This is a genomic window from Chlorogloeopsis fritschii PCC 6912 (assembly GCF_000317285.1).
GTDB lineage: Bacteria > Cyanobacteriota > Cyanobacteriia > Cyanobacteriales > Nostocaceae > Chlorogloeopsis > Chlorogloeopsis fritschii.
The window spans coordinates 1-25,014 of sequence record NZ_AJLN01000070.1 but is presented as its reverse complement, the minus strand read 5'-3'; the positions used below and the strand labels follow the sequence as shown (position 1 = coordinate 25,014).

The following is a 25,014-nucleotide window of genomic DNA, read 5'->3' as shown; positions in this document are numbered from 1 at the left end:
TCAGACTTGCAGAGCAACTTGTAAGTTTTTCAAAGTACGGGCGTTTTCTTCAGGAGTTCCGATAGTAATTCTCAATCCGCCATAAATCTCTCGTACAAGAGTACCATTAGCTTTAAGTTGTTGATTGAGCGCTTTTAAAGTGGTGTCTTGTAGTTGAGAGGCATTTTGTTTCAAACGTAAATAAATAAAGTTAGTAGCACTATCCCAAACTTGTAGTTCTGGTTGCTGTGATAAAGTTTCAATGAGTTTGGCTCGTTCATTTAGAGTTTGCGGTACTGAGCCTAGCAACAGTTTACGGTTTTGCAAAGCAACTAATGCTGCAGCCATTGAGAGACTAGGAAGGTTGTAGGGTAGGCGAACTTTTTCTAAAATGGCAATTAACTCAGGATGGGCAACGCAATAGCCAACGCGCATAGCGGCTAACCGGAAAGCCTTAGAAAATGTACGCAGTACCACCCAGTTAGGGAGGGGTAACAATTCATTGACTATAGTAGTTTGACTAAATTCAAAGTAAGCTTCGTCAATTACCACTAAAATATGCTCTGGCAGACTTTTTAACCATGCTATTTCTCTTGCAGTTAAAGCATTGGCGGTAGGGGAATTGGGATGAACTACAAAAATTGCTCGGATTGGGGGATTTTGAGTTTGCTCTATAGCTGTTTGCGCCGCTTCTAGATTCATTTCAAAAGTCGTTTCATTTCTGTTCACCTCTACGACTGAAATTCCCAAGGTTTTCGCCAAAATGGCATACATAGAAAAAGTGGGATTGGCAACAAGAACAGAACCTTCTCCCAGACAAGTGGCGATTAATAACGAACGGATCAGTTCATCTGAACCATTACCGACGGAAATATTAGTAGTAGTGAAAACAGGTGAGGAAAAGCCAGCTGACTCATTGACATACTCGGCGATCGCACTTTTTAGTTCTTCATGAGCGCCATCAGGATAACGGTTTGTTTCTATTACCTGTTGATACGTCCATGCCAGCTTTTCTTTTAACTCAGATGGCAAATCGTAGGGGCTTTCATTAGTATCTAGACGATCCAGTTGGTTTGATGAGACTGGTTGGGCTGTATCGCTACCAGGATGGGGTTTATAAGCGGTAAATAGAGCTAAATCTGAGCGGATGAATGGCAGCATAAATTAGTCAATGGTCAATTGTCAATAGTCATTGGTCACTCACTTAAAATAAATCACAAAGGACTAATGACTAATAACTGAGGACTAAATATTATACAACTTCAAGGTAGCTGGCAAAACTGTCTAATTGCCTGCCAAATTTCTGCCATGACATTACCTAAAGCATGATCGCTGTCAAGTTCTACTAATTTTACCCAAGGACGCAATTTCGTAAAATCGTAACTGGCTTGAATTGGAATAACTTCATCATTTTTTCCGTGCAAAATCAGGGTGGGAATGGGACGTTGTAAATTTTCTTCTTGATATTGCACAGCATCTGTGATGAAATCATAACTTAGGGGCAGCAATTTCCCTTCCCCATAGTGGTTAACCATCAAATATTTTTCTTGCTGCCAACGTCGGATCTTTTCATCTCCTAAAGTTGGTAACCAATGAGATAAAAATCCAAAAGCTGGTGCTAGCAGAACAAGTTTTTCTACTTGTGAATATTTTTGTCCTAAGTGGGCAGCAGTTAAGCCACCCAAACTTGAACCAATGAGAGTTACTGGTGCAGAATTTGGGGGAAATTCTGCGGCAACTTGATTTATTTGTCGTGTAATTGTTAAGTGAGAAAAATCTCCACAATTCAAATCGGGAATTTGCAACTTGATATTGCATTCTCTAAAGCGATCGCTTATGTACTGGGCTTTGGCAGAATTAGGACTAGATGCAAAGCCGTGAAGGTAAATGTATTCACTAGACATTCAGCTTTTCTCATTCAGATCGTCATTAGTCATTGGTGACTGACAAATGACTAATGACAAATAACACTTAACGCATCGTCACGAATTCTTCGGCTGCTGTGGGGTGGATGCCGACAGTCGCATCAAAATCTTTTTTAGTTGCGCCCATCTTCACAGCGATCGCTACACCTTGAATTATCTCCGCTGAATTTTCTCCCACCATGTGAGCGCCCAGCACTTTGTCAGTGTTGGCATCCACTACCAACTTCATCATTGTTCTTTCTTCGGCACCAGTCAAGCTGTGAAACAATGGCCGGAAGCGAGCGCGATATACTGTTACTCCATCATCTCCCAATTTTTGGCGTGCTTCGGCTTCTGTCAAACCGACTGTAGCAGCTTCAGGTGTGGAAAATACGGCAGTTGCTACATCTTCGTGACTAAATACACGACGGTTATTACCGAATTCACTATCTGCAAAAGCTCGCCCTTCACCAATTGCAACCGGAGTTAAATTGATTCGGTCTGTAACATCGCCGACAGCAAAAATATTTTCCTGAGAAGTTTGGCTGTATTCGTTGACAGCGATCGCATTCATCGTACTGTATCCTGGCCCTTCAATGGCACTGGGTACTAGTTCCACTCCTGCATTTTCCAAGCCTAATCCATCTACATTGGGAATGCGTCCAGTTGCTACCAAAAATACATCAGCGATGACTGGTTCTGCGTTGTCTCCAGATAAAGTTAGCTTCAGTCCTTCTGGCACTTTTTCAACTGATTCCACCACTGTATTTCGGATAATTTTAATCCCGTGGTTAGTCATTCCTTCTTGGATGTTGGTGCGAATATCTTCATCAAAACCCTTTAGTATCAGTTCTTTACGGATAATTTGGGTAACTTCGCATCCCAAGCCACGCATGATACAGGCAAATTCAGTGCCAATATAACCAGCACCAATCACAGCGATGTGTTTTGGTTTTTCTTTGAGGTGAAACATTTCGTTAGAGGTAATGCCATATTCCATCCCCGGTAAATCTGGTTTGATTGGACGTCCCCCAACAGCAATTAAAATTTTGTCTGCTGTGACTTTGCGCCCATCAACTTCTACAGTGTGCGCATCTACCAGAGTTGCATGGCTGGAAATCAGTTCCACCCCTGCTTTTTCCAAGTAGCTAATATGCAAGTGCGATAGTCGCCTGACTTCCTTATCTATGGCTGTAATGAAATATTCCCAATCTAACTCAGCTTCACCTACTTTCCAACCATAGCCTGCGGCATCGTGAAATAGTGCAGGAAAGTGGGAACTGTAAACCATGAGTTTTTTGGGAATACAGCCACGGATGACACAAGTACCGCCGACTAAATCTTGCTCGGCGATCGCTACTTTTGCTCCATAGCTGGCAGCACGTTTGGAAGCCGCTAAACCTCCAGAACCAGCACCAATGACAAACAGGTCGTAATCGTATGTCATAAATTGTTACTTTTTGTAATTCCAGCCCTTAATTTAATTTAACGTTAGGAACTCCTCTGCTGTAGTTGGGTGGATGCCAATTGTATCATCTAGGTCTTGCTTGGTAATACCTTTGGCAATTGCCACAGCCAGACATTGAATAATATCTGCGGCGTTTTCACCAACCATGTGAGCGCCTAAAATTTGCTCAGATTTACCCTCTACAACTAATTTGAGCATTGCTTGCTCATCTTGGTTGCCCAACTTAAAAAATAAGGGTTGAAAGCGATCACAGTAGATTTTTACAGATTCACCAAATTTTTCCCGTGCTTTTGCCTCAGTCATTCCCACACTTGCTGCTTCCGGACGAGAAAAAACGGCGGAAGGCACATAATCGTAATTAAGTTTTTGCGACTTTTTGCCAAAAACTATATTGGCAAAACTAACGCCTTCTGCTTTGGCAACAGGTGTTAATTGCAAACGATCGGTACAGTCACCGACAGCAAAAATATTTTCCTGAGCAGTACAGTTATCTTCATCAACTTGGATTTCACCTTTGTCACCAACTACCACTCCAGCATTTTCCAAGCCAAGATTTTTGGTGTTAGGGATACGACCTGTGGCAACTAAGATAGTATCTGCGGCTATGGTGACTGGACTATTGCCAGCGATCGTTAACAGTAAACCCTCCTCACCACCATGTTTAATTTCTTCAGCCGTACTGCTGGTGAAAAACTTAATACCCCGTTTTTTGAGACTTTGTTGAACGCTAGAGCGAATGTCATCATCAAAACCCGATAGAATCGTGTCATCTGTGTCAACGACTGTCACTTCGCAACCAAAAGCGTTCATCATACTGGCAAATTCTACACCTATGTAGCCACCGCCAACAATTGCCAACCGTTCTGGTAAATACGGTAGGTTAAACATCTCGCGGGAAGTAATACTGTATTCTATGCCAGGGATAGACGGTTGCATTGGACGTGCGCCGACGGCAATTAAAACTTTGTCAGCTGTAAATTTGCGTCCATCAATATTTATGGTACGAGCATCAATGAAAGTAGCATGGCCGCGAATTAAGTCAATTCCAGCTTTTTGCACCTGCTCAAAATATGAGTAATTAATACTTTCTATCTGTTGGTGTACTGAGTGAATAAAATGCGTCCAGTCGAAGTTTCTTTGACATTCACTCCAACCGTAGCTGTGTGCCATCTGATTTTGAAAAGCGAAGTCTGCGGCGTGTACTATAAACTTTTTTGGAACACAACCGCGATTTACACAAGTACCACCGAGGGCTTCTTGTTCGGCAATGGCAACACGCACACCAAAAGAGGCTGCTTTTTTTGCTGCTGCTAGTCCAGCTGGGCCAGCACCAATTACAAATAAGTCATAATCAAATGTCATGGCTGTTAAGAAGTATGAAGAGTATTGTGTCTTCATCTTCACTGTTCCCAGGGATGGGAGCATCTATCTTGCATATTGATTTTGCTGTTAGATGCGAATCATACTCAGGGTATAGATGTTGGTGCAGGTTTTTCAAACACGAATTTTTAAATCTCCCCACCTGCCAAGTGGTTCTCATAGTCTTCCAAATTAGATAGGTAGTCAGAAAAGTCTGATTCAGCCATTTCTATATATTCTTTAGACTCAAACCATAATGAAGAATCTTTACCGCTATGTTTCCAAAGTAGGAAGTCGATAAAGTCATTGACTTCTTGAACTAGTGAATCTGGAAGAAGGCGCATCTTGGCTATTGCTTGGTCGTGTACACTCATAAAGTCTGGGTTTTGGTTGTGGTTCTATTTTTAGAATATCCTTTACCTTAAAATGACAGGGCGATCGCTTCTTTTGGAGGCGATCGCACTCTACTCTACTTTCACTTAATTAACTGCGATTTCTATCACTGCAATACTTACATTTCTTCCAATTCCTTGCCCTTTGTCTCCCTGATGAAAAAAGCTACAAAAAAGATAGAAATTGCTGCCGCAGTCGTGTACAAACCATAGGCAGAGCCTAAACCAAAGTACTGGAGTAGGGGTGGAAATGTTGTAGAAACAATAAAGTTGGCAATCCACTGTGCCGCCGCAGCCAAAGAGAGGGCAGCAGCTCTAATTCTATTATTAAAAATTTCTCCCAAAAGTACCCAAACAATCGGCCCCCAGGAAAATCCAAAGAAAACTACATATAGATTTGCTGCCAGCAATGCAATGATTCCTGATGTACCTGGTAGCGTGGGATTTCCTGTGGCAGGATCAATTGGAGCATTGCCAAAGACAACGGCCAAAGCTCCCAGAGTAACAGTCATGCCGATAGAACCGATTAAAAGCAGTGGCTTGCGACCAAATTTGTCTACGGTAGCGATCGCAATCAATGTAGTCACAATATTGACAACTCCGGTAATTACCGTAATTAGCAGAGAATTCCTTTCTGAGAATCCCACTGCCCGCCACAAAACGCTGCTGTAGTAGAAAATCACGTTGATACCAACGAACTGTTGCAGAATAGATAACCCCATGCCGATCCAGACTATCGGCAACAGTCCACCTCTTCGACTCAAAAGGTCTGAGAATTGGGGTTTACGTTCCGTCAACACTGTGCGGTGAATATCTTCTAGTTTTGCTTGGATGTCACCCCCCAAAACTTTTTCTAGAACAATAGCTGCTTCTTTGCGTCGTCCTTGTGCCACCAAGTAGCGAGGTGATTCAGGAATTTTCAAAGCAAAGATTCCGTAGAGAATTGCTGGGGGAATTTCTGTCCAAAACATCCAACGCCAGGCTGAAATTGCAAACCAAAATGGTGCTTCAGCCGATCCGCCTGCACCTAAGGCAATAAAGTAGTTACAAAGTAGGGCTATAAAAATACCTACTACAATCGCCAACTGTTGTAGTGAACCAAGCCGCCCTCGTAAGTGAGCAGGTGCAACCTCTGCAATATATGCAGGTGCAATTACACTCGCCATACCAACGGCAACTCCACCTAAAGCCCGCCAAAGAATAAAGTCCCAAATAGTAAATGCAATACCAGAACCAATCGCACTCAGGGTAAAGAAAATTGAGGCGATAATCATTGTTTTTAGGCGACCTTGCCTATCTGCGATCGATCCTGCGACAAAGGCTCCCAAAGCAGATCCTAGTAAAGCGCAAGATACAGCAAAACCAGTCATTACACTATTGGCATTAAACGCTTTACTTAAGGCTGCAACCGCTCCATTAATGACAGCAGTATCAAAACCAAATAAAAAACCACCTAATGCCGCAGCACTTGCAATTAGAATCACAAAGGAAGTATTCTGCTTATTACTTATAGCTGGTTCTCTCAAAGTCATGTTCTATTTGATTAACCTAGTTATTGACATCATTTAATTAGCAGACATACCTGAACAATGTTAGTGTTCTTATCCTTTGTCGAGGAAAAATATTAAAATCTATTGCAGTAATAACTCAAAATATTTTAATTATTAATTTTGTTAAAATATTCTGAATTGTCTACTATTGGAGTTAGTTTTGACTCTGAATCGCTTCCCAAACAAGAGTAATATTTGAGCTAAAAATAAGCTCAAACATGATTAAGCCTTGATCCCTATCAAAGGTTTGATATCACTTTTTGAACAGCTAGTCTACAAAATTTGTATTTTCAAAATACTTAATTATTTAATTAGCTGTTTATAACTAAATAGGTATATATATAAAATCTTAGGATATAAGTTATAGTGCTAAAGGTAATTTTTGCCTAGTAAGAGTTTTAATAAAAATTAACTAATAATTATGTGAAACTATTTAACCTGATTATCCTCAAGATAGTGTATGCATTAACTAAGAACCTTAAATTTTTATTTCTAAAAGGCAAGTTGTGGATTAAATTAAACTGCCGAGAATTCACACTAAAAGGCTGTGACATAAAATCAATATCCACGTCACAGCCTCTTTCTCATCCTTATTTGCGTCTTTATTTATAATTCACCCGCAGCCAGCATCTGAATAATCCGAGGTGTACCCGGATCGAACCCTCCCAAATCCCAAGACAGTGGATCTTTTGGATCTACGAGCGTGATTCGGTAAGGTGCAAGAGTAACGTAAACTGCTTTGATGTCTGGATTTACCTTTTTACGGTACTGAGAAAGTGCTTGACTTGGATGCTTGTAGCCAGCCCATGACTCACTATCAGTCCAAAAGCAGACTACATCAGCTTTGAACTTGTTTTGAATCATCCAGTCATAAGCTACAGATGCATCTGTACCACCAAAGTTTTGGTTGCTAGCTTTAGCTACAGCAGAACTAAAACTATCCTTGGCAGTGATATCCAAGTTGCGGAAGTTGGTTGCAAAACCACGAATCATGTAGTTTGTCTCTGCCTTTGCTGTTACTAATGCCATTGTGGTAGCGATTTCACAGCAGCTTAATCCCATATCTGCAACCAAGGAAGCCATAGAACCAGAAACATCCACAGCGTGCATAAACACTTTACCTGTCGGTTCCACCACCTCGAAGGACAGTTCCACAGCCTTTTCCAAGATATCCACAATTCGGTCAACTGGATTCCAAGTCTTCTTACTGCGTCCTAATCTTCCCCCAGATTGATAAGTTTTGAGTGCTTTCAAAACATCAATCGGATGGATGCGCCCTTTACGCAAATGTTCTTTATTATTAAGAACAGCAGCGACACGTCCTAAATTATAGTGTTCATCAGCTCGCAGTACACCCAATTCCGTCAGTGAACCAAGGTTACGCAACAATGCACCAATTGGCATTTCATTGAATAGCAACTGCCATGCAGATTTATCCATTCTGCCTACAGGTGCAGCCATTTCGTGAGTTAAATGACCTTTGGTAATGGCTTGATGAGTTTTTTCTGGGTTGCGCTTCAGCCACTCGTACCACCAAATCTGCGCCAATGCTTCTGAGGGAATTTCTGCTGGCAATTCTTCCCAACCTTTAACTACCCACTCAAACAGCATTTGATGATCTGGTGTGGGTGGTTTGACATGGAACAACCGCAAGGCATCGCGATGGCAAAAATTATGGCGTTGTTGATACTTCAGCAACTGGTAAGCCAAACCTTTGACATCTTCCCGTGAGAGCCAAGTTCTACCAGCTTCGCGCACAACTTTACCAAATCCCCGCAAAGACTTGGTGTAGTTCAACCATTCGTAAAAGTGGCTGCCAGTACGGACTACTGAAGGAAAGATTTCAGCAAAGGCTTTTTTCGCTTCTGGTGCTTCACCCATCGACAGCAACACCAATGCAAGGATTGGCGCACTGTTATTGATGGCGCGTCCATCGCTAGCGTAGAGGATTTCTTCTGCCACACGGCTGGGATTTTCAGCTATAGCCTGCCGAACAACTGTTACAAAATCTTCTGTTAATTCTTGTTTGCCAGCATAGTAAGTGCTTTGGGTTGTACCAATTAGCAAACAGCGCCGCAGCATCTTCCAAATACCAGCATCAAACATCCAGCCTCCAGAACGTCCCTGGATCATTTCTGCTTCTCGTCCGGGGATAGGTTGAGACTGTGGTGTTCCAGTCTTTTTATTAGTAAAGAATTTGTAATTCATTGTTTTATCTCCCAGCCCTTGCGGGCAAAAATGGAAGGTGGCGGGGCAGGATTTGAACCTGCGACACCTGGCTCCTAAAGCGATAACCCTAATTCTTCGGCCTTTGCAGGCAAGGGTTGAACAAGGATATTTTCAGTGCTCTACCACTGAGCTACCCGCCACATATAAAATTTGATTTTTGGATTTTTTGGCGTGGGGGGCAGGAATCGTAGACGCCCGGAGGGCGGCTTCCCGAAGGGTACCTGCGAATAAAGGAAGTACGATAACCCTCAATTCGTCGGCCTTTACAGACAAGTGTGTGAACAAGGATTATGGGCAATTTGCCCATCCTCTGCCTTACCAGACTTGGCTACCCCCACATCAAAAATTTTGGATTCTAAAATTTAACTATTGACCAAGGGATTTCTACTGATATTCGTATAAATAATCAAGCAAGATATTAAGTATGGATTTTTTGGTGTAGCAGAGCGGGAGTTGCACCCGCATCTCCGGCGAAGCAAGGTTGTTCGATTTGCAAGCGATAACCCTCGATTCTTCGACCCTCACGGATAATATTGGCGCTCTACTATTGAGCTATCTGCCACATAAGTTAGAAAATCAGCTTGTATCATTAATGTAGTATGTGTATTATCAGATGTCAAGATACTTGGGAAGATAATTTTCCTGATTTTGCCTTTTTGCCCAAGTCTGAATGCCAATTTTTGTCTACTATTTATTTTTAGATAAAAATTTTTCAATTTTGCACCCAATTGTTAAGGAAAGCCAGAGGTGGCTGCCTAGTATAACCATTAACCTACATAGCTTTTGCCGAAAATTTTTTTGGCAAATGAACCAAAGCTACAAATATTTGCCTAAACTTTTGCCAAGATAATATGATTTCCTTAAGAGTCACTTGGCAAAAATCGGCATGAGTGAAAAATCAATAGAAGACTACGGCGAAGATTATGGCAAAGGTTACCTAATTCTGCTTTTGCCACTATCGTTTTTGATTATTTTCCTAGTTGCTACCTGGCGAATTTGGTTAGCGGCGATTCTACTGATCTTGGGTTTCAATATTTGGCAGTACTATCAATGGCAAAAGTGGTGTCTGCAAGTTAACCCGCTATTTAATCAGTTGATGCGGGAAAACCAAGGCAGAATCACGCCTATGGATTTGGCAATGAAAGGCAATTTTGCTGGAGATGTGGCAAAACGGTTCCTAGATGCAAAAGCGTCAGAATTTGGTGCCAGTATTGTTACTTCTGAAGACGGAAACAAGGTTTATCACTTTATCACTGTCAGCACTCTAGGTAGTATCCTTGACAGTAGCGAACCAGTGAAAGAGCTTCCTGCTTCCCAACATGATATCCAACCGATCGACAATTGGTTAGCGCCACCACCACCCAAATTTAACGAGGAAGAACTGGAAACAGAAACCATACCCCAAGCAAATCTTGAGGAAATCAAAAAACCACTCGAAAAACAGCTGACTTTTGGTTCTTTGATCCAATCTGAATTGGCAAAACGGCTCAATGTTTATTCCAGCACTGTGTATAAACGGCGAGACGATCCAGACTTTTCTGAATGGAGTCGTAGCAAAGATCCAGATGGTATTGCTTGGGTATATTCACCAGAAACGAAGGAGTTTTTTCCTATGGAAGAAACTAAAAGTTAAAAGGTAAGCATACAAAAGGTAAAGGAAACAGCCTTGTTAATTCTGTTTCTAATTTTTACTTTTTACTTCTAGTCCTACGGCTTCGGAGATGGAATTTAATCCAGTTTTTTCTAACTTTGCAAGCAAGCCTTCGAGAATACGGCGTACCATCATTGGGCCTGAGTAAATCCAGCCTGTGTAGACTTGAATGAGGCAAGCACCAGCAGTTATTTTCTCCCAAGCGTCTTCTGGGGTAAAAATACCACCAACGCCGATGATCGGCATTTTACCTTGAGTTTGCTGCCATATAAACCGAATAATCTCTGTGGAGCGATCGCGTAATGGCGCACCACTAATTCCACCCGCTTCTTGTTGGGGAGATTTGCCTGTTTGAGCAATCACCTGTGTTTTCAACCCATCACGGCGAATGGTGGTATTGGTGGCGATTATCCCTGTTAAATTGTAGGTTTCTACTAGGGAAATAATGTCGGCGATCGCTTCCCATTCCAAGTCAGGTGCAATCTTGACAAAAATTGGCTTTTGTGTATTATTCTCTTGTTGCAATGCCTCCAAGATAGAACTGAGCATGGGTGCATCTTGGAGCGATCGCAACCCTGGTGTATTGGGAGAAGAAACGTTCACAACAAAGTAGTCTCCCAATTCCTTAAGTAAGCGAAAGCTATTGAGATAATCATGCTTCGCTTCTTCTAAGGGGGTTACCTTAGATTTGCCCAAGTTTATACCTATGGGTATTGAAGAGGTTTGGTACTGTTTGGACTCTGTTAAACGTGCTGCCATTGCTGCTGCACCGCTATTATTAAAGCCCATGCGATTAAGAGCAGCTCGATCTAAGGGCAAGCGAAACAAGCGGGGGCGGGGATTACCTGGCTGGGCATGAAAGGTTACAGTTCCCACTTCTGCAAAGCCAAAACCAAAACTCGACCAAATTTTAGTGGCAACGCCATCTTTATCAAACCCAGCAGCCAAGCCGACAGGATTGGGAAAATTTAGTCCAAACAGTGTTTGTTCCAGACGGCGATCGCTAAGACACAAAGATTGCTGCAAGCGTTTGTTTACCAAGCTAGCAGGTGGGCGAGTGCTATTATTTGCCAGCCACTGTAAACTCCTAATCGTAGAGGAATGCAGCCACTCTGGATCTGCATTGAGGAGGTTGAACAAAATGGGACGAATTGCAACTTGATAAATATCCATTTCTTTCTGTCCCTAATAGGGAATTAATACATAACCAACCCGCCCCACCTTAGATGCGGCAAGCGGGTGGATGCTTGAACCAGTGGGGCAGCATCTGGGGAATAGCCGCCAAATAAACAATTAAGCGACAGCGAATCATTCAGCGGCGGGGTCGTTGACTTAAAAAGAGGCACAGAGGCAAATAATAATATATCGCACAGGTTGTTAGTCAGGTTTATAAAAATTTGTCAGTCAAAACTAGCCAGGATATTTAGTTAGAGCATGATTCTGGGCATCTTATGTATAAACTCATATCTTGCATCTGTGCTCTTGTCCGCCAAGAAATAAATTTCTGGGCTGCACAGCTGAAGTCAGTTAAAACTGACTAAGTAAGATTTTCAGTCAGTTTTAACTGACTTGAACTGTCAGCCTGGAACTTCAGTACCCTACGGGAAGCCGCCCTTTGGGCGTCTAGCAGGCATTTAAGGGGCGAGGTGCAAGATGTGAATAAACAAATTACTTAAATTACCAAATGAGGCAGCCACATAATTTCACAGCCGCCGACGAACAAATACTTTCTCTGGGGCGCGTTTTTCAAAGTCTTAGGGAAGAGGATAATTTTGATGCTCTAATCGCAACCACACTTTCTTATCTGCAAGAGCAGTTTGAATACAACTTGATTTGGATTGCTCTTTACGATCGCCTCAATCACGTGTTGTTTGGCAAAGGTGGCATTACTCCTAGTAGTGACATCAGTTACTTAAAACAACGGGTAGTTCTCAATCCTGGGGATTTATTAGAACAAGTAGTGATTGAGCAGCATCCTTTAGGCGTGCCGGATTTGCGAGCCGAAATTCGGGCTGAGGGATGGCAACAATTAGCACAAAACTTTAATATCCAAGGGACGATTATCGCGCCAATTTCTTACAAAAATCGCTGCTTAGGTTTAGTGCTGCTCGGTTCGCAGCGTTGGGGCTACTTACTCAGTGGGGTAACTAGAGCCAAATTGATGATGGTATTAGGCGAATTGGCAGCGGTGCTTTATGAAATGGAAATGAATTTGCAGCACAAGCAAACCAAGCGCTTCGACGAGCTATTATTACCATTGCTAGAAAATTTGCGAACCCTCAATAACCTGGAGCAAAGGCTAGAGGCATTGGTAGAAGCCACTCATCAATTTGTTTTGCCTGCCCGAACAAGAATTTACTGGTTTAATAGGGAAGAACGCTACTTTTGGCGACGAATCAATAACAAAAATGTCAATCGCGGTTTTCTGCCCAAGGCACAGGAAGCAGTAACTAAAATTACTGTCAATGATTTAAGTGACTTTTATTTTGCTTTATCACTAAATGAAATTGTCTGGATTGGAGAAGGGCGCAGTTCTCTGCAAAGCAATTTCACGCTGAAGTTACTGCAACGACTGCAAGTACGTAGTCTTTTGGCTGCTCCGATTATCTGTCAAAAGGATCTGCTGGGCTTTCTTGCGGTGGAAGCCACTGAACCGCGAATTTGGGCGGAGGCAGATAAAAATTTCATTAAAGGTGCTGCGGGTTTAATTTCCTTGCTTGCTCCTTCAGAGGAAACGGAAAGTACTATTCAAAAAATTCAAGCTCATGCCCACATAACAGGTCATATCGCTCAAGGCATCTATAGTGATTATCAAGTTCAAGAAATTTTAGATAACTGTGCAACGCAAATTCTACAACAACTCGCGGCAACGCGGTTTTTACTACTGCAATACGATCCTGAACAGAATAATTATCAAATTTTTTACCAAAGCCATTTGCACAGTCATCGTCTGCCGCTCTCTAACCTTGATGCTCTTAAAGATGTGGATTGGCAGTTGTTATTACGTGCAACTGAAGGGGTAGCAATTGAAAATTTAGAAGAAGATTTGCGGTTTTTTAACTGGCATCCTGCTTTAATCAAAAACGGCGTGCGATCGCTCGTGATTAGTAATTGCGCTCCCAACTATCCACCACACGCACTGTTGGCGATCGCAAACGAAACCCATCGCAGTTGGACAACTTTAGAAAAAGAATTAGTACAGATTGTTGCTCAACAACTTGGTGTCATTCTCCGCCAAAGGCAGCTTCACCAACGCACGGAACAACAGCAAAAAATTTTACACAGCTTTCAACGCTGCCTCCGTATTCTGGAGGATTCCCAGGGTGCCAAAACTCAACCCCTACAGCAATTAGAACAGACTGCCCTAGAACAAATCGCATCTATTCTCAATTGTTCTCTGGCAGTACTGATAGCTTGGCAATCAGGAGAAAATGTTGCAAAAATTATACCTGGGGTTATAGCCAATTCTCATTTTGAGATTTTGACCGATACACCTTTGCCATTACAAACAGAAGCTTTGATTCAATGGGCGATCACTACAGATGGAATTTTGGCTCTCACAGTTGATGATTTACCCCCGACAACGAGGAAATGGTTTAACGGTGCTGGCATCGGTCAAATTTTGGTGATGGCGCTACGTACTACCCCCGATCATCATCCTACAGGTGTGGTAGCGATCGCCGATCATCTAGAACGTCAATGGTCAGAAGATTGCCTGCGTGTTACAGAAACTTTAGTTTACCAAATGGCTTGGTCGCGACGATGGCTGCAAATCTCTCAAATGCTTCAGTCTAAAACGGAGGAACTTAGCCTGCTGAATTGGTACAAACATCGCCGTTTAGAAGATTTGCAAAGAACTGTAACCCAGCTACTAACTCAAATGCAGGATTTGGGCATTCCCGATCATGAAATGACTCAGATGCGCTACCAACAGCTGCTATTGCAGCTAGATAAAACCAACGCTTCTATGAAAGCACTGTTAAAACTTGAAGTGTGGCAGTTGCAAATGAGCTGGGAAACTATACCCATCGCAAGATTGCTGAAGCGATCGCTCGAACGAGTAGACAATTTAGTCAAACAACAAAAGCTGTGGGTTGGGGTGCATGGTTTAGGACAACAACAGCAAGCTCAAGAATCAGAACAAAACCATTCTCTGTTGCCTCAATCCTCTTTAGCGATCGCAGGTGATGTTGTCAAGATTGAATTGGTTCTCCATGAATTATTAATTGCTGCCTGTCAACGTTCTACTGATGGAGGAAGAATTGATATTTGGTGTCGCCGTTCAGATCAGCGCTTATTAGAAGTGTCCATTACAGATAATGGCTTTATTCAACCGCAATTATTGACAGAGCTAACCCAAAATGCATCCAAAGATTTGCTGGCTTCTTCTGGCTTCGAGCAATCATTGGCTTTACACTTGCAGATCTGTCAAAAACTTATGCACCAACTGGGAGGAGAACTACACATCTATCAATTACCAGATGGTCGAGCTGTTAGTCGCTTGCTATTACCCTTAGCTAGTAATATTAATCCACTTTGACTATGCTACAGGCGATCATGCAAAGACGCTGTAAAACGATTAGACATTGTTGGGGAAGGGAGCTACTACGTAACTGGAATTCTCCTGGTTGTAGCAAGGACTAATCAAACTCTGCAGACAACTTTTCTCGTACTGCCTAGAAGTGGAGAATAGCTTACAGCATGGGATTAAATACCTGAACCTATCTAATTACAAGTATAAATTTGTAAAAGATAAGTTCTATACAGAAAAAACCTCAGATGTTTACCATGATGAATTTATAGAATTTCAAATTTTCATGACATTATTTTGAATTATTTATCAATGACCGATTTTTTGTTGTATCTACAAAAAATATTCTGTCTTTGTAACAAACTAGTTATAATTGGTTCTCATCTCTGGTGGAATCAATTTTACATCCGCGTAGCATAAACATGGGACGTGTTCGTTCTAAATCCGATCTGCCCACAAAAATTTGTCCTGTCTGTCAACGTCCGTTCACTTGGCGCAAGAAATGGGCAGATTGCTGGGACGAAGTCAAGTATTGTTCGGAACGCTGCCGTCGTCGCCGTTCTTCTACAAGTACAAACGAAACCACTGAATCGTAAATATACTTAGGCTAATATTGCTCAAATATTAAGGGGAGATGAAATTGCAGGTGCAACCTAAATTAATTATTCACGGGGGGGCTGGTAGTTCTCTGCATGGAAAAGGTGGAGTAGAGGCTGTGCGCAAGTCTCTCTATAAAGTTGTGGAAGAGGTTTATTCTCTTCTATGTTCGGGTGCAAGTGCAAAAGAAGCGGTTGTACTGGGGTGTCAAATGTTGGAAGATAACCCCTGCTTTAATGCGGGTACTGGTTCAGTATTGCAATCTGATGGTCAAATCCGCATGAGTGCTTCTCTAATGGATGGTACAACCCAAAGCTTTAGCGGCGTAATTAATATTTCTAGAGTAAAAAATCCAATCGACCTAGCACAAGCCCTACAAAGCTCTCCCGATCGCGTATTGTCTGATTACGGTGCAGCAGAATTGGCACGAGAACTACAAATTCCCAGCTACAACGCTTTAACTGATTTACGGTTGCAAGAGTGGATTCAAGAACGCCAGGAAAATTTTCAGCGGGCAATGGCTGGTGTAGTAGCAGAACCAGAATTAGTGGAAAGCAGCAATGCTCGACGCGGCACGATAGGTGTAGTAGCTTTAGATACTCATGGTAAATTAGCTGTCGGTACTTCCACTGGTGGTAAGGGGTTTGAGCGAATTGGACGTGTGAGCGATTCGGCAATGCCAGCTGGTAATTATGCTACACGATATGCAGCAGTTAGCTGTACTGGTATCGGTGAAGATATTATCGATGAGTGTTTAGCGCCACGGATTGTGGTACGTGTTACGGATGGAATGTCGCTTCAAGAAGCAATGCAGCGTTCCTTTGCAGAGGCATCTCAGCATCAGCGTGATTTTGGAGCGATCGCCCTCGATGCTAGTGGAGCGATCGCTTGGGGGAAAACTAGCCAAGTTTTGCTGGCTGCCTTTCACGACGGTGAAAAATTTGGCGACACTTTAGAAATTCCGGAAGGAACAGAAGTAGGTTGCATCGAAAATGTGGAGCTAGGGATTAGGGGCTAGAGGCTAGGGGCTAGAGGCTAGGGGCTAGAGGCTAGGGGCTAGAGGCTAGGGGCTAGAGGCTAGGGGCTAGAGGCTAGAGAAAAAGATGTTCCCTGTTCCCTGTCACCTGTCACCTGTTCCCTTGTCGTCTTCCTAGTCCCTAGCCCCCAGTCCCTATTCCCTATTCTTTGGATGCCAATCTGGTTTAACAACTTGGCGTTCACGGGCAATTACCAAACAATTATCAGGAACATCTTCTGTGATTGTGGAGCCAGCTGCTACGTAGACATCATTGCCCAAAGTAATTGGTGCAACTAAAACGCTATTTGAACCAGTTTTAGTGCGATCGCCAATTTTAGTAGGGTGTTTATTTACACCATCGTAGTTGGCTGTAATTGTACCTGCACCGATGTTTACTTGATTACCTGTAGTGGTGTCACCCAAATAGGAGAGATGGGCAACGTTGGTGCGATCGCCCAATTTGGTATTTTTCAATTCTACAAAGTTTCCAATTCTACAGCCTGCACCGACTTCTGCATGACCGCGTAAATGAGCATAAGGGCCAATTCGGCTTCCTTCCTGAATAATGCTATCCGTTACTACAGAATACAAGATAGTAACATTTTTACCTATTTGGCTATTTTCAATTAAACTTCCTGGGCCAATTCTACTACCCGTCTGAATAACCGTATTTCCTCGCAGGTGAGATTGAGGTTCAATAATTACATCTGGCTCTAATTCTACAGTGTCATCAATTGTAATGCTAGCGGGGTCAATGATAGTGACGCCTGCCATCATCCATTTTTCTTTGATGCGTCTTTGCAAAATTTCGTAAGCAGAAGCAAGTTGCAGGCGATCGTTGATGCCAAGAATTTCTTGGTAATCTGCAACATCCACTGCCATTACAGGTGCAACTTGGGTAACGGCATCGGTAAGATAGTATTCTTTCTGGGCATTATTTGCCTGCAAGTGCGGTAAAACTTTAGCTAAATCCTGCCAGCGAAAACAATAAACTCCAGCATTAATCCGGCGATTTTGTCTTTGAGCAGGAGTACAATCTTTTTCTTCAACAATTTGTTGGACAATATTTTCGCCGTTACAAAAAACGCGTCCATAGCCTGTAGGTTCGGGTAGATACGCAGTTAAGATAGTAGCGGCATTTTGATGTTCTTTGTGGATTTGCAACAGATGTTTCAGGGTTTCGGTGCGTAAAAGTGGTACATCTCCGTTTAGCACCAACACATCACCCGTGTATCCTTCCAAGTAAGGAAGTAATTGTTGGATAGCATGACCCGTCCCCAATTGTACACTCTGTTCAACAAACTCCAAATCTGGAATTGACAGCGTGGCTGTTTTAACTTCTTGGGCTTGATATCCCACTATTAATATTTGACGCGAAGGCGAAAGCGGTTGGACACTTTCGATCACTCTTTCTACTAGCGATCGCCCACCCAAAGAATGCAAAACCTTGGGAAGGTTGGATTTCATCCGTGTCCCGCGTCCTGCCGCTAGAATTGCTACAACTACCATAATTAGCTATCTGCTAACTGAAATTTTGATGAATAAACTTGGTCATTTGAGATTCAAATCTCAAATCATACCAGCTATTCATTGAACGCCGAAATGTCAATGATTTGCAACTATAATATGTTATTTGATGATTTACTATTGCAAATAAATTCCGCAAATTTCTGCATTAGTTCTGGATTGCGCCAACCCACGGCTGTTTCTTCTTGCATAACGGTGAGTGCTTCTTTTGGAGTTAAAGCTCGTTTGTAGGGCCGTTCGCTAATTAAGGCATCATAAATATCAATCATTTGAAATACTTGTGCCAGATAGGGAATTTCATCACCTTTAAGTCCATCGGGATAGCCCGAACCATCCCAGCGCTCGTGGTGATGGCGGATAATCGGAATTACACCCCGCATACTGCGTAGTGGCTGGCAGATTTTTTCACCGATCAAAACATGACGCCTCATAACTTCCCATTCTTCGGGAGTAAAACCTCCTGTTTTCAAAAGAACCGCATCCGGGATACCCACCTTGCCAATATCGTGGAGATAACCACCCCACATCAAATCTCGAATTTGATTGCGTGAAAGATTGAGGTATTTACCAAAAGCTCTTCCCAAGTCTACTAACCGTTCGCAATGATCGCCTGTATTTGGATCGCGACTTTCTATTGCTCTGGCAATGGAAAACAAAACTTGTTCGGCATGATCTAAGTCCTCATTCAGACGCTTCTGACGCACTAATGACTTAACTCGCGCTGTTAATTCTACCCGATCAAAGGGTTTACTCAAGAAATCATCCGCACCAACTTCAATGCCTCGAATACGCGATCGCCGATCATTTAATGCTGTCACAAAAATGATCGGTATTAGTCGCGTGTGCTCATCTTGCTTGAGCAACTGGCAAACTTCAAACCCATCCATTTCCGGCATCATTACATCTAACAAAATTAAATCCGGTTGATTTTGGGTTACCAATTCAACAGCACTAAAACCACTATCTGCCTCAATAACTTCGTAGCCTTCCATTGCCAACAGTGCAGCAGCAGTCATGCGACTGGCGGGATGATCGTCAACCACCAACACTTTTGGCGCATCTGAATCTGAGCGATTTAATACAGATCCTTTGCCTGGTAGGTGTTTAGTTAAGGGTGAATCATAACCAAAATTAACTTGAGATTTGTTCCAAGAAGGTAAAGCACTTGTATGTTCAAGGTTTAAGTCTTTTTGAGATAAGTACAAAGAATAATTTTCTGCATTAGGTGGGGTTACAGTATAGTTTAAATTACTACTATTATCTGCGTTTAAAGGATTTGTCACATTCACAATTTTTTCGACAGAGCCTGTACTTTTGGATGTCCATTGAGTCACAAAGGCACTCCAATTTTCTTAATCATTTACTAGTTAGCTTAAAAAAACAATTTTAGTACTTGACTGTAATTTTAATTGGGAGTTCTAGCGTCTTTTTTCTCCTCATTGCTGACTTGAGCGTTAAAATAACAGCAAGTATTTTTTATTTATTTAGAACATAATTTAATATCAAATTTTTCTACATATAATTCCAGCGCAAGCAATTTTAGTCAAGGGTGATTGAGATTTTTCACGGAAATTTATAAGTGTAGTAACGGTAGAAAAATTTGTCATCGTTCCATTTATTAAAAAGCAGGAGTTTGAGGTTGAACGAGGTAGCCTAATGTACTTAGCTATCAAGGTCACAAGTAGTGCCAAACAAGAGCAATCACCAGATAGCAATGATGAACTACTTAGTCTACAAGTAATTTATATCACAGATCTAGTATTTATACTATCGAAATAAGAAACTCTAAAACAAGTTAAAAAAATTACATCAATCGTGATAGTTCTGAGAATGGAGCATTGTCAAATTTGAAAGAACAGCACTTAGACAGAAGCTTTCAGACAGGGAAGATTTTAGTTTCTGAGAGCCACCGTTTTCGCCAACGAGACGTAGGTTCAAAAGAGGAGGTTTGTTGTTCTTGTTGTCGCCGTTTGAGTATGACATCGGCAGAGTCTTTCAATTGAGGATCGCGGTAAGGAATAGCAGCACGAGTTAGTAAATGTTCTTGCTCTGCCTGAGAGAGAGGAGCAGAGAAGCAAGAATGTGATTCACGATTCTCCGTGTCTTCTTGTCCCCGTGTCTCCTTCTCCCCTTGCCCTCTTAAGTGAGCTGCAACAGTACCAGGCGATCGCCTTCCTACTGGTGGGGTGGAACCTATTTGCAAGCCAGCGGCTAGAAGTGCTGTACGTACAGCAGCAGCACAGGAATAAGTAGCTAATAAGCCGTCTTCATCCAAACACAGAGCAAGTTGTTTGATAAATTCAACAGTCCATAACTGAGGGCACTGAGGTGGTGAAAATGGATCGAGAAAAATCGCATCCGCCCGAAAACCTGAGTTATAAACTTCCCTAATCGTAATTCTGGCATCGCCAATCAGTAGCCTAGCTCGCAGGTAATTGGTTTGAACTTGCTGCTCGAAAGCCAGCTGAGTCAGAATTTTGGTATGCTCGTAATTCCAGTTATCGAACAAGTGATGAGCGATCGCAGCTTGTGGCACAACTGGATTCTGTTCTAAACCAATTATTTCTACATAACAATTAGGATTGACAGCCCAAATAGATTGCAAAGCTGCTGCTGTATTGTATCCCAGACCATAGCAAACATCTAATAGCCGCAGCATTGATTTATTTGCTTTTAAAGTTAATTGAGTAGGCTCGACAAACTTAAAAAAACTTTCCTGACGCGCTCCATAATGGCTATGAAAAGACTCACCAAACTCTTTAGAAAAGAAGGTGAAGGAGCCATCAGCGGTAATTTCAGGTGTAAAATCTTTTAAGTTTGACATTTTAGGGACTAGGGACTAGGGACTAGGGGCTAGGGATTAGGAGATAAGGAGACAAGAAGATACGGAGACAAGGAGACAAGCCACCTATTAACTACTAACTACTAACCACTAACCAATAACTAATGACTATGATTGCCGTTTCTCATCAGTGGCTGTTGGAACACCTTGAAGATCCAGAAGTCGTTATAGTGGATTGTCGTTTTTCTCTTGCCGATCCGCAACAGGGAAAACAGCAGTACCAAATTAGCCACATAACAACAGCTTACTACTTAGACTTAAATCAGGATCTTTCTAGTCCGATTAAAAAACATGGAGGGAGACACCCTTTACCTAACCCCAAGGAATTAGCTGACAAATTAGCCAACATGGGGGTGAATTTCCAAAAAACTTTGGTTGTAGCTTACGATGATTCTCGGTTGGCGTTTGCAGCCCGTCTGTGGTGGTTATTGCGCTATCTTGGACATGAACAAGTGGCAGTATTAGATGGTGGCTTTAGCGAATGGCAAAAAGCCGGATATCCTGTCACAGATATTATCCCTGAGTCTAAGAAAGGAAATTTTGTCCCCCAGATTCAAGCCCAGATGATGGTAGATCGAGACGTGGTAATTAATCGGAAAGATTTACAGAATGTAGTTTTAGTAGATTCGCGGGAAAGCGATCGCTACCACGGTATTCGAGAACCAATTGATAAAATTGCCGGTCACATTTCTGGTGCAGTAAACTATCCTTGGCAAGAAGTAACAGACTCTACAGGATACCTACTTACACCTTCAGAACAACGCCGCCGCTGGTCACAACTAGAAAACGCTGAAGAAGTTATAGTTTATTGTGGTTCTGGCGTGACTGCTTGTGTGAACTTACTATCTTTAGAACTGGCTAATATTCATACAGGTAAACTTTATGCTGGTAGCTGGAGTGATTGGATTAGTTATTAGTCATTTATCATTTGTCATTTGTCATTAGTAAAAATCTCTGGGATCTGGACTTTTGACTATGGAATCTGGACTAATTTCAAAACCGTCCTAATTGCAAATTGTAATTTACACTAAAAAACCAACCATCAAAATCAATAAAGGGGTCAGTAGAACCACCTAATGTTGCTCCAGCTTGCATATTAAGATTAGCGTAACTGGATATTCTGTAATTGAAGTGACTGTATAAACGATGATATTGATCTTCTCTGTCGCGCTGAGTGAAGTTTGACAAGCCAAATTGGTAATTAAGCCCTACTTGAACAGATCTTTGCAAGTAGTAGTTTAAAGATACCCACAAAAAATTACTAAGTCGGTTACGTTGTTCTTGTGGATCGGTAAAACTGACACGAAACTCGTAAAAGCTATCTATCATCAACCTTGATGTTAAAGGATCTCGCCGTCCCAAAGATAAACGCAGCGAGTTCTCGTTTAAAAAGCGATCGCCTGCTTTAAAAAAATCTCCATTCCTGGCATAAAATAATTGCTGGTTACTCCAACCTAATTCAGCATACATTCGCCTTGTCAGTTGCTGATAAATGCTGAGATTAAATCTTACCTGATTGTAGTTGTATTTTCCTTGATTTAAGTAGCGATAAATACCACCGTCAATAGATCCATTCAAGTAAGTATTACTTCCCAAGGGCACAGGCATAGAAGCTAGCGTTAGCCCAGAAAAAATTAAAGCATCTTCTATCGGATCTACAGATGAAGAAAAAATGTTACTTGTCTGAAAGTAACTAACATAAGCCTGTAGATACCCTATCGGCTTGAATGGAACTGCCTGTTTTTCTATAGGTAAGGGCTGTAGTTGTTCTAGGGGAAGTGGCACTTCCCTGAGTCTGAGCTTACCTAGTTCTTCGTCGAAGATTGATTCCGAGGATGGTTGCTTGTTTTCTTGCAACCGTTGCAGCAGTCTTCGGAGCCTTTCTTCCTTATCTAAAGTTTCAGGTGTTTTTAACTTTTCGTCGATTTGGGTAGGGGAAGGCAGAGGAATCTCTGTTGGCTGTGTTTCTAACTGTGGTGGTTCGTCCGTCTGTTGGTTATTACCTGCGTTTGCTTTTGGCAAGGGAGACGATTGTGAGGTTAGTGGTTTTGGCTGTATCTGATCGGTTGGAGTCTGAGAATGTAAATTTTGTACATTACTTTTCGAGACAGCTTCGCTGTTGGTGCTACTGTTTGTGCTTGTAAACTTCAACGAACGCGATCGCTTGAATTTAACACGAACAGCCTCTGGCTCTTGCTGCTGAGTTACCTCAACAACCGCAGAAGGTTTTATTATTCCAAATTTGTCTTGAATGCTCCCATTATTTGAATTTACAGCCCATGTCCGATTAATATTGGTAAGACACCAAGTGCTACTACTGAAGATTAATAATATTAGAGACCACAAGTTTTTCCAGCCTTGAGATTGCATATTAAATTTGTTTTAGTCAGCTTAGACTGATGAGCTTTTTCAGAAGTTCCAAATTATTAATTATTGATTTTTCAAGCAATGTAGGTAATTCATAGATTCAATTTATGTTAATTTATAAAAATCAAAAAGTTATAAAAACAAAACTTTGTTATCTTCATGGTTGAACATTTTTCATATACTTAGCATTAATTTAATATACTGAAGTAATAAGCTAAATGTCTAACTGAGCGTGTTTGAGCCATTTGAAGTTGTAATTAAACATGAAAAAATTATTTCAATAACCTAGACATAGCAATTAGTAGATTCAAAGCTTTTACATCAAAACCTATTTTTTAAGAATTTGGTGTCAGTGAGTTTATCTGAGGCTGCAAAAATGTTTCGCAAGTTATTCCCACTCGTGGTAATTAGTTTCTGGGGGATTTTAGTTGTACCTTTGTCAGAACGGGCAAGTGGTTCTACTCCACTGACTAAAGCTGTAATTTTAAACCTCCGTAACTGGGTGCAGCTGATGCCCAACAATCAATTCCAGCGCCCAGCACGTAAATTAGATGCCATGAGTCCTGGGGATGGCTTGCATACTGGGCGAGCTTCCCTTGCAGAATTGCGCTTCAACGATGGCTCTTTAGCAAGAGTAGGGGAACAAGCAATATTTCGGTTTTTACCTAAGACACGCAATTTCAGATTATCAAATGGCACTGTGCTGTTGCTTATTCCACCCAAAAAAGGGGTAACACGTGTTAACACACCAAATGCAGCAGCAGCAATTCGAGGTTCTGCATTATTTGTGCGCTATGACGAAAAAAAAGATACCACATTAGTGGCAGCATTGACGAATAGCGGTATAGAAGTTTTCAACAAAGATGCCACTCAAAGACAGGAGTTGAAAGCAGGACAATTGGCAGTAATAGTTAAAGGCAGACTACAAGGTTTATTTGAATTTGATTTAAGAAATTTTTATGATACTAGCTATTTAGTTCGGGGACTAGATTTGCATCAGCGTGTGACACCTGCTCAAGATCCAGCGATCGCCAAAGTTCAAGCTGAAACTGCTGCTGCTGTATCTTCCCAGATTCCAATTACTGGTAAGGGAGTAGTGGAAAACCCATCTTTTACAAAACTAAGTACTAGTCCCTCAAGTTCATCTAACAATCCAAAAGTCAACGAAAATTCTTCTGCAAATACTTCTCAAGAAACAAAAAAAGATTCATCAAATACCACTGAGCAAAAAGATAGTGGTAATACTACTAACAACAATAAACAAACAACAAGTACCACTAATAATTCCAACAATAACTCTAGCAACAAAAACACTACTACAGATACTTCTAACTCCTCTAACTCAAATAATCAAAACAACACAACGGGTGATTCCAAATCCACTAATCAAAACACCACAACCAATACTTCTAACCCCTCTAGCTCAAATAATCAAAACAACACAACGGGTGATTCCAAATCCAATAATCAAAACACTACTACAGATACTTCCAACTCCTCTAACTCGAATAATCAAAACAACACTACCAGTACTTCTAATTCACCTAGCTCTCCCAAACAAGAAAATTCTTCACCAACTTCAAACACAGATAATTCTCCT

18 protein-coding genes and 2 tRNA genes are annotated in these 25,014 nt (G+C 41.7%); 6 read left to right on the top strand and 14 right to left on the bottom strand.

All coding sequences use genetic code 11. The features are described 5' to 3' along the window. The 9 genes from UYC_RS0112990 to UYC_RS37780 form a co-directional block, all read right to left on the bottom strand. Entirely contained in the window at positions 1 to 1,140 is a 1,140-nt protein-coding gene (locus UYC_RS0112990; RefSeq protein ID WP_016876265.1) for a histidinol-phosphate transaminase, read from the bottom strand. A 101-nt stretch (positions 1,141 to 1,241) separates the two neighbouring features. Then, entirely contained in the window at positions 1,242 to 1,883 is a 642-nt protein-coding gene (locus UYC_RS0112985) for a YqiA/YcfP family alpha/beta fold hydrolase (protein ID WP_016876264.1), read from the bottom strand. Positions 1,884 to 1,950: 67 nt separating this feature from the next. Further along, positions 1,951 to 3,330, bottom strand: a complete 1,380-nt coding sequence (gene gor, locus UYC_RS0112980) for a glutathione-disulfide reductase (RefSeq protein ID WP_016876263.1) — start codon at positions 3,328 to 3,330, stop codon at positions 1,951 to 1,953. A 33-nt stretch (positions 3,331 to 3,363) separates the two neighbouring features. Further along, the gene (gorA, locus tag UYC_RS0112975; protein WP_016876262.1) at positions 3,364 to 4,713 is read right to left on the bottom strand and encodes a glutathione-disulfide reductase; all 1,350 of its coding nucleotides are present in this window, start codon (positions 4,711 to 4,713) and stop codon (positions 3,364 to 3,366) included. 146 nt (positions 4,714 to 4,859) lie between these two features. Beyond that, positions 4,860 to 5,084, bottom strand: a complete 225-nt coding sequence (locus tag UYC_RS0112970; RefSeq protein ID WP_016876261.1) for a hypothetical protein — start codon at positions 5,082 to 5,084, stop codon at positions 4,860 to 4,862. Positions 5,085 to 5,221: 137 nt separating this feature from the next. Then, positions 5,222 to 6,634 carry a sugar porter family MFS transporter gene (locus UYC_RS0112965; protein ID WP_016876260.1) on the bottom strand — a complete coding sequence of 471 codons (1,413 nt, stop codon included), beginning with the start codon at positions 6,632 to 6,634 and terminating at the stop codon, positions 5,222 to 5,224. Between the two features lie 624 nt (positions 6,635 to 7,258). After that, positions 7,259 to 8,860, bottom strand: coding sequence for a TROVE domain-containing protein (locus UYC_RS0112960; RefSeq protein ID WP_016876259.1), 1,602 nt, complete (start codon positions 8,858 to 8,860; stop codon positions 7,259 to 7,261). A 37-nt stretch (positions 8,861 to 8,897) separates the two neighbouring features. Continuing rightward, a tRNA-OTHER gene (locus tag UYC_RS37785) sits at positions 8,898 to 9,021 on the bottom strand. Between the two features lie 294 nt (positions 9,022 to 9,315). Continuing rightward, a tRNA-OTHER gene (locus tag UYC_RS37780) sits at positions 9,316 to 9,444 on the bottom strand. Between the two features lie 323 nt (positions 9,445 to 9,767). Here UYC_RS37780 and UYC_RS0112955 point away from each other — a divergent pair. Continuing rightward, positions 9,768 to 10,514, top strand: a complete 747-nt coding sequence (locus UYC_RS0112955; RefSeq protein WP_016876258.1) for a hypothetical protein — start codon at positions 9,768 to 9,770, stop codon at positions 10,512 to 10,514. Positions 10,515 to 10,562: 48 nt separating this feature from the next. Here the strand turns inward: UYC_RS0112955 and UYC_RS0112950 are convergent, their stop codons facing one another. Continuing rightward, entirely contained in the window at positions 10,563 to 11,705 is a 1,143-nt protein-coding gene (locus UYC_RS0112950) for a quinone-dependent dihydroorotate dehydrogenase (protein ID WP_016876257.1), read from the bottom strand. Between the two features lie 511 nt (positions 11,706 to 12,216). On the opposite strand from UYC_RS0112950, the gene UYC_RS0112945 reads away from it, so the two are divergent. From UYC_RS0112945 to UYC_RS0112940, 3 genes are all read left to right on the top strand, one after another. Further along, positions 12,217 to 15,072, top strand: a complete 2,856-nt coding sequence (locus tag UYC_RS0112945) for a sensor histidine kinase (protein ID WP_016876256.1) — start codon at positions 12,217 to 12,219, stop codon at positions 15,070 to 15,072. A 413-nt stretch (positions 15,073 to 15,485) separates the two neighbouring features. Further along, positions 15,486 to 15,659, top strand: coding sequence for a DUF2256 domain-containing protein (locus tag UYC_RS36510; RefSeq protein WP_071588461.1), 174 nt, complete (start codon positions 15,486 to 15,488; stop codon positions 15,657 to 15,659). Positions 15,660 to 15,697: 38 nt separating this feature from the next. After that, positions 15,698 to 16,678 carry an isoaspartyl peptidase/L-asparaginase gene (locus tag UYC_RS0112940; RefSeq protein WP_016876255.1) on the top strand — a complete coding sequence of 327 codons (981 nt, stop codon included), beginning with the start codon at positions 15,698 to 15,700 and terminating at the stop codon, positions 16,676 to 16,678. A gap of 153 nt (positions 16,679 to 16,831) precedes the next feature. Here UYC_RS0112940 and glmU read toward each other — a convergent pair whose 3' ends face one another. The 3 genes from glmU to UYC_RS0112920 all read right to left on the bottom strand — a co-directional run bounded on the left by glmU (position 16,832) and on the right by UYC_RS0112920 (position 21,029). Continuing rightward, positions 16,832 to 18,187, bottom strand: coding sequence for a bifunctional UDP-N-acetylglucosamine diphosphorylase/glucosamine-1-phosphate N-acetyltransferase GlmU (gene glmU, locus UYC_RS0112935; protein ID WP_016876254.1), 1,356 nt, complete (start codon positions 18,185 to 18,187; stop codon positions 16,832 to 16,834). Positions 18,188 to 18,297: 110 nt separating this feature from the next. After that, positions 18,298 to 19,539, bottom strand: coding sequence for a response regulator (locus UYC_RS0112930; RefSeq protein ID WP_016876253.1), 1,242 nt, complete (start codon positions 19,537 to 19,539; stop codon positions 18,298 to 18,300). Between the two features lie 542 nt (positions 19,540 to 20,081). Further along, the gene (locus UYC_RS0112920; RefSeq protein ID WP_016876251.1) at positions 20,082 to 21,029 is read right to left on the bottom strand and encodes a tRNA (5-methylaminomethyl-2-thiouridine)(34)-methyltransferase MnmD; all 948 of its coding nucleotides are present in this window, start codon (positions 21,027 to 21,029) and stop codon (positions 20,082 to 20,084) included. Between the two features lie 122 nt (positions 21,030 to 21,151). Here UYC_RS0112920 and UYC_RS0112915 point away from each other — a divergent pair, with 122 nt between their 5' ends. After that, complete coding sequence (locus UYC_RS0112915) at positions 21,152 to 21,964, top strand: sulfurtransferase (RefSeq protein ID WP_016876250.1); 813 nt, start codon at positions 21,152 to 21,154, stop codon at positions 21,962 to 21,964. Between the two features lie 76 nt (positions 21,965 to 22,040). Here UYC_RS0112915 and UYC_RS0112910 read toward each other — a convergent pair whose 3' ends face one another. Further along, entirely contained in the window at positions 22,041 to 23,417 is a 1,377-nt protein-coding gene (locus UYC_RS0112910; protein WP_016876249.1) for a porin family protein, read from the bottom strand. 373 nt (positions 23,418 to 23,790) lie between these two features. Between UYC_RS0112910 and UYC_RS0112905 the strand changes: the two genes are divergently transcribed. Continuing rightward, positions 23,791 to 25,014: FecR domain-containing protein (locus UYC_RS0112905; protein WP_026087790.1), on the top strand; the 1,224-nt coding region annotated here is incomplete at its 3' end.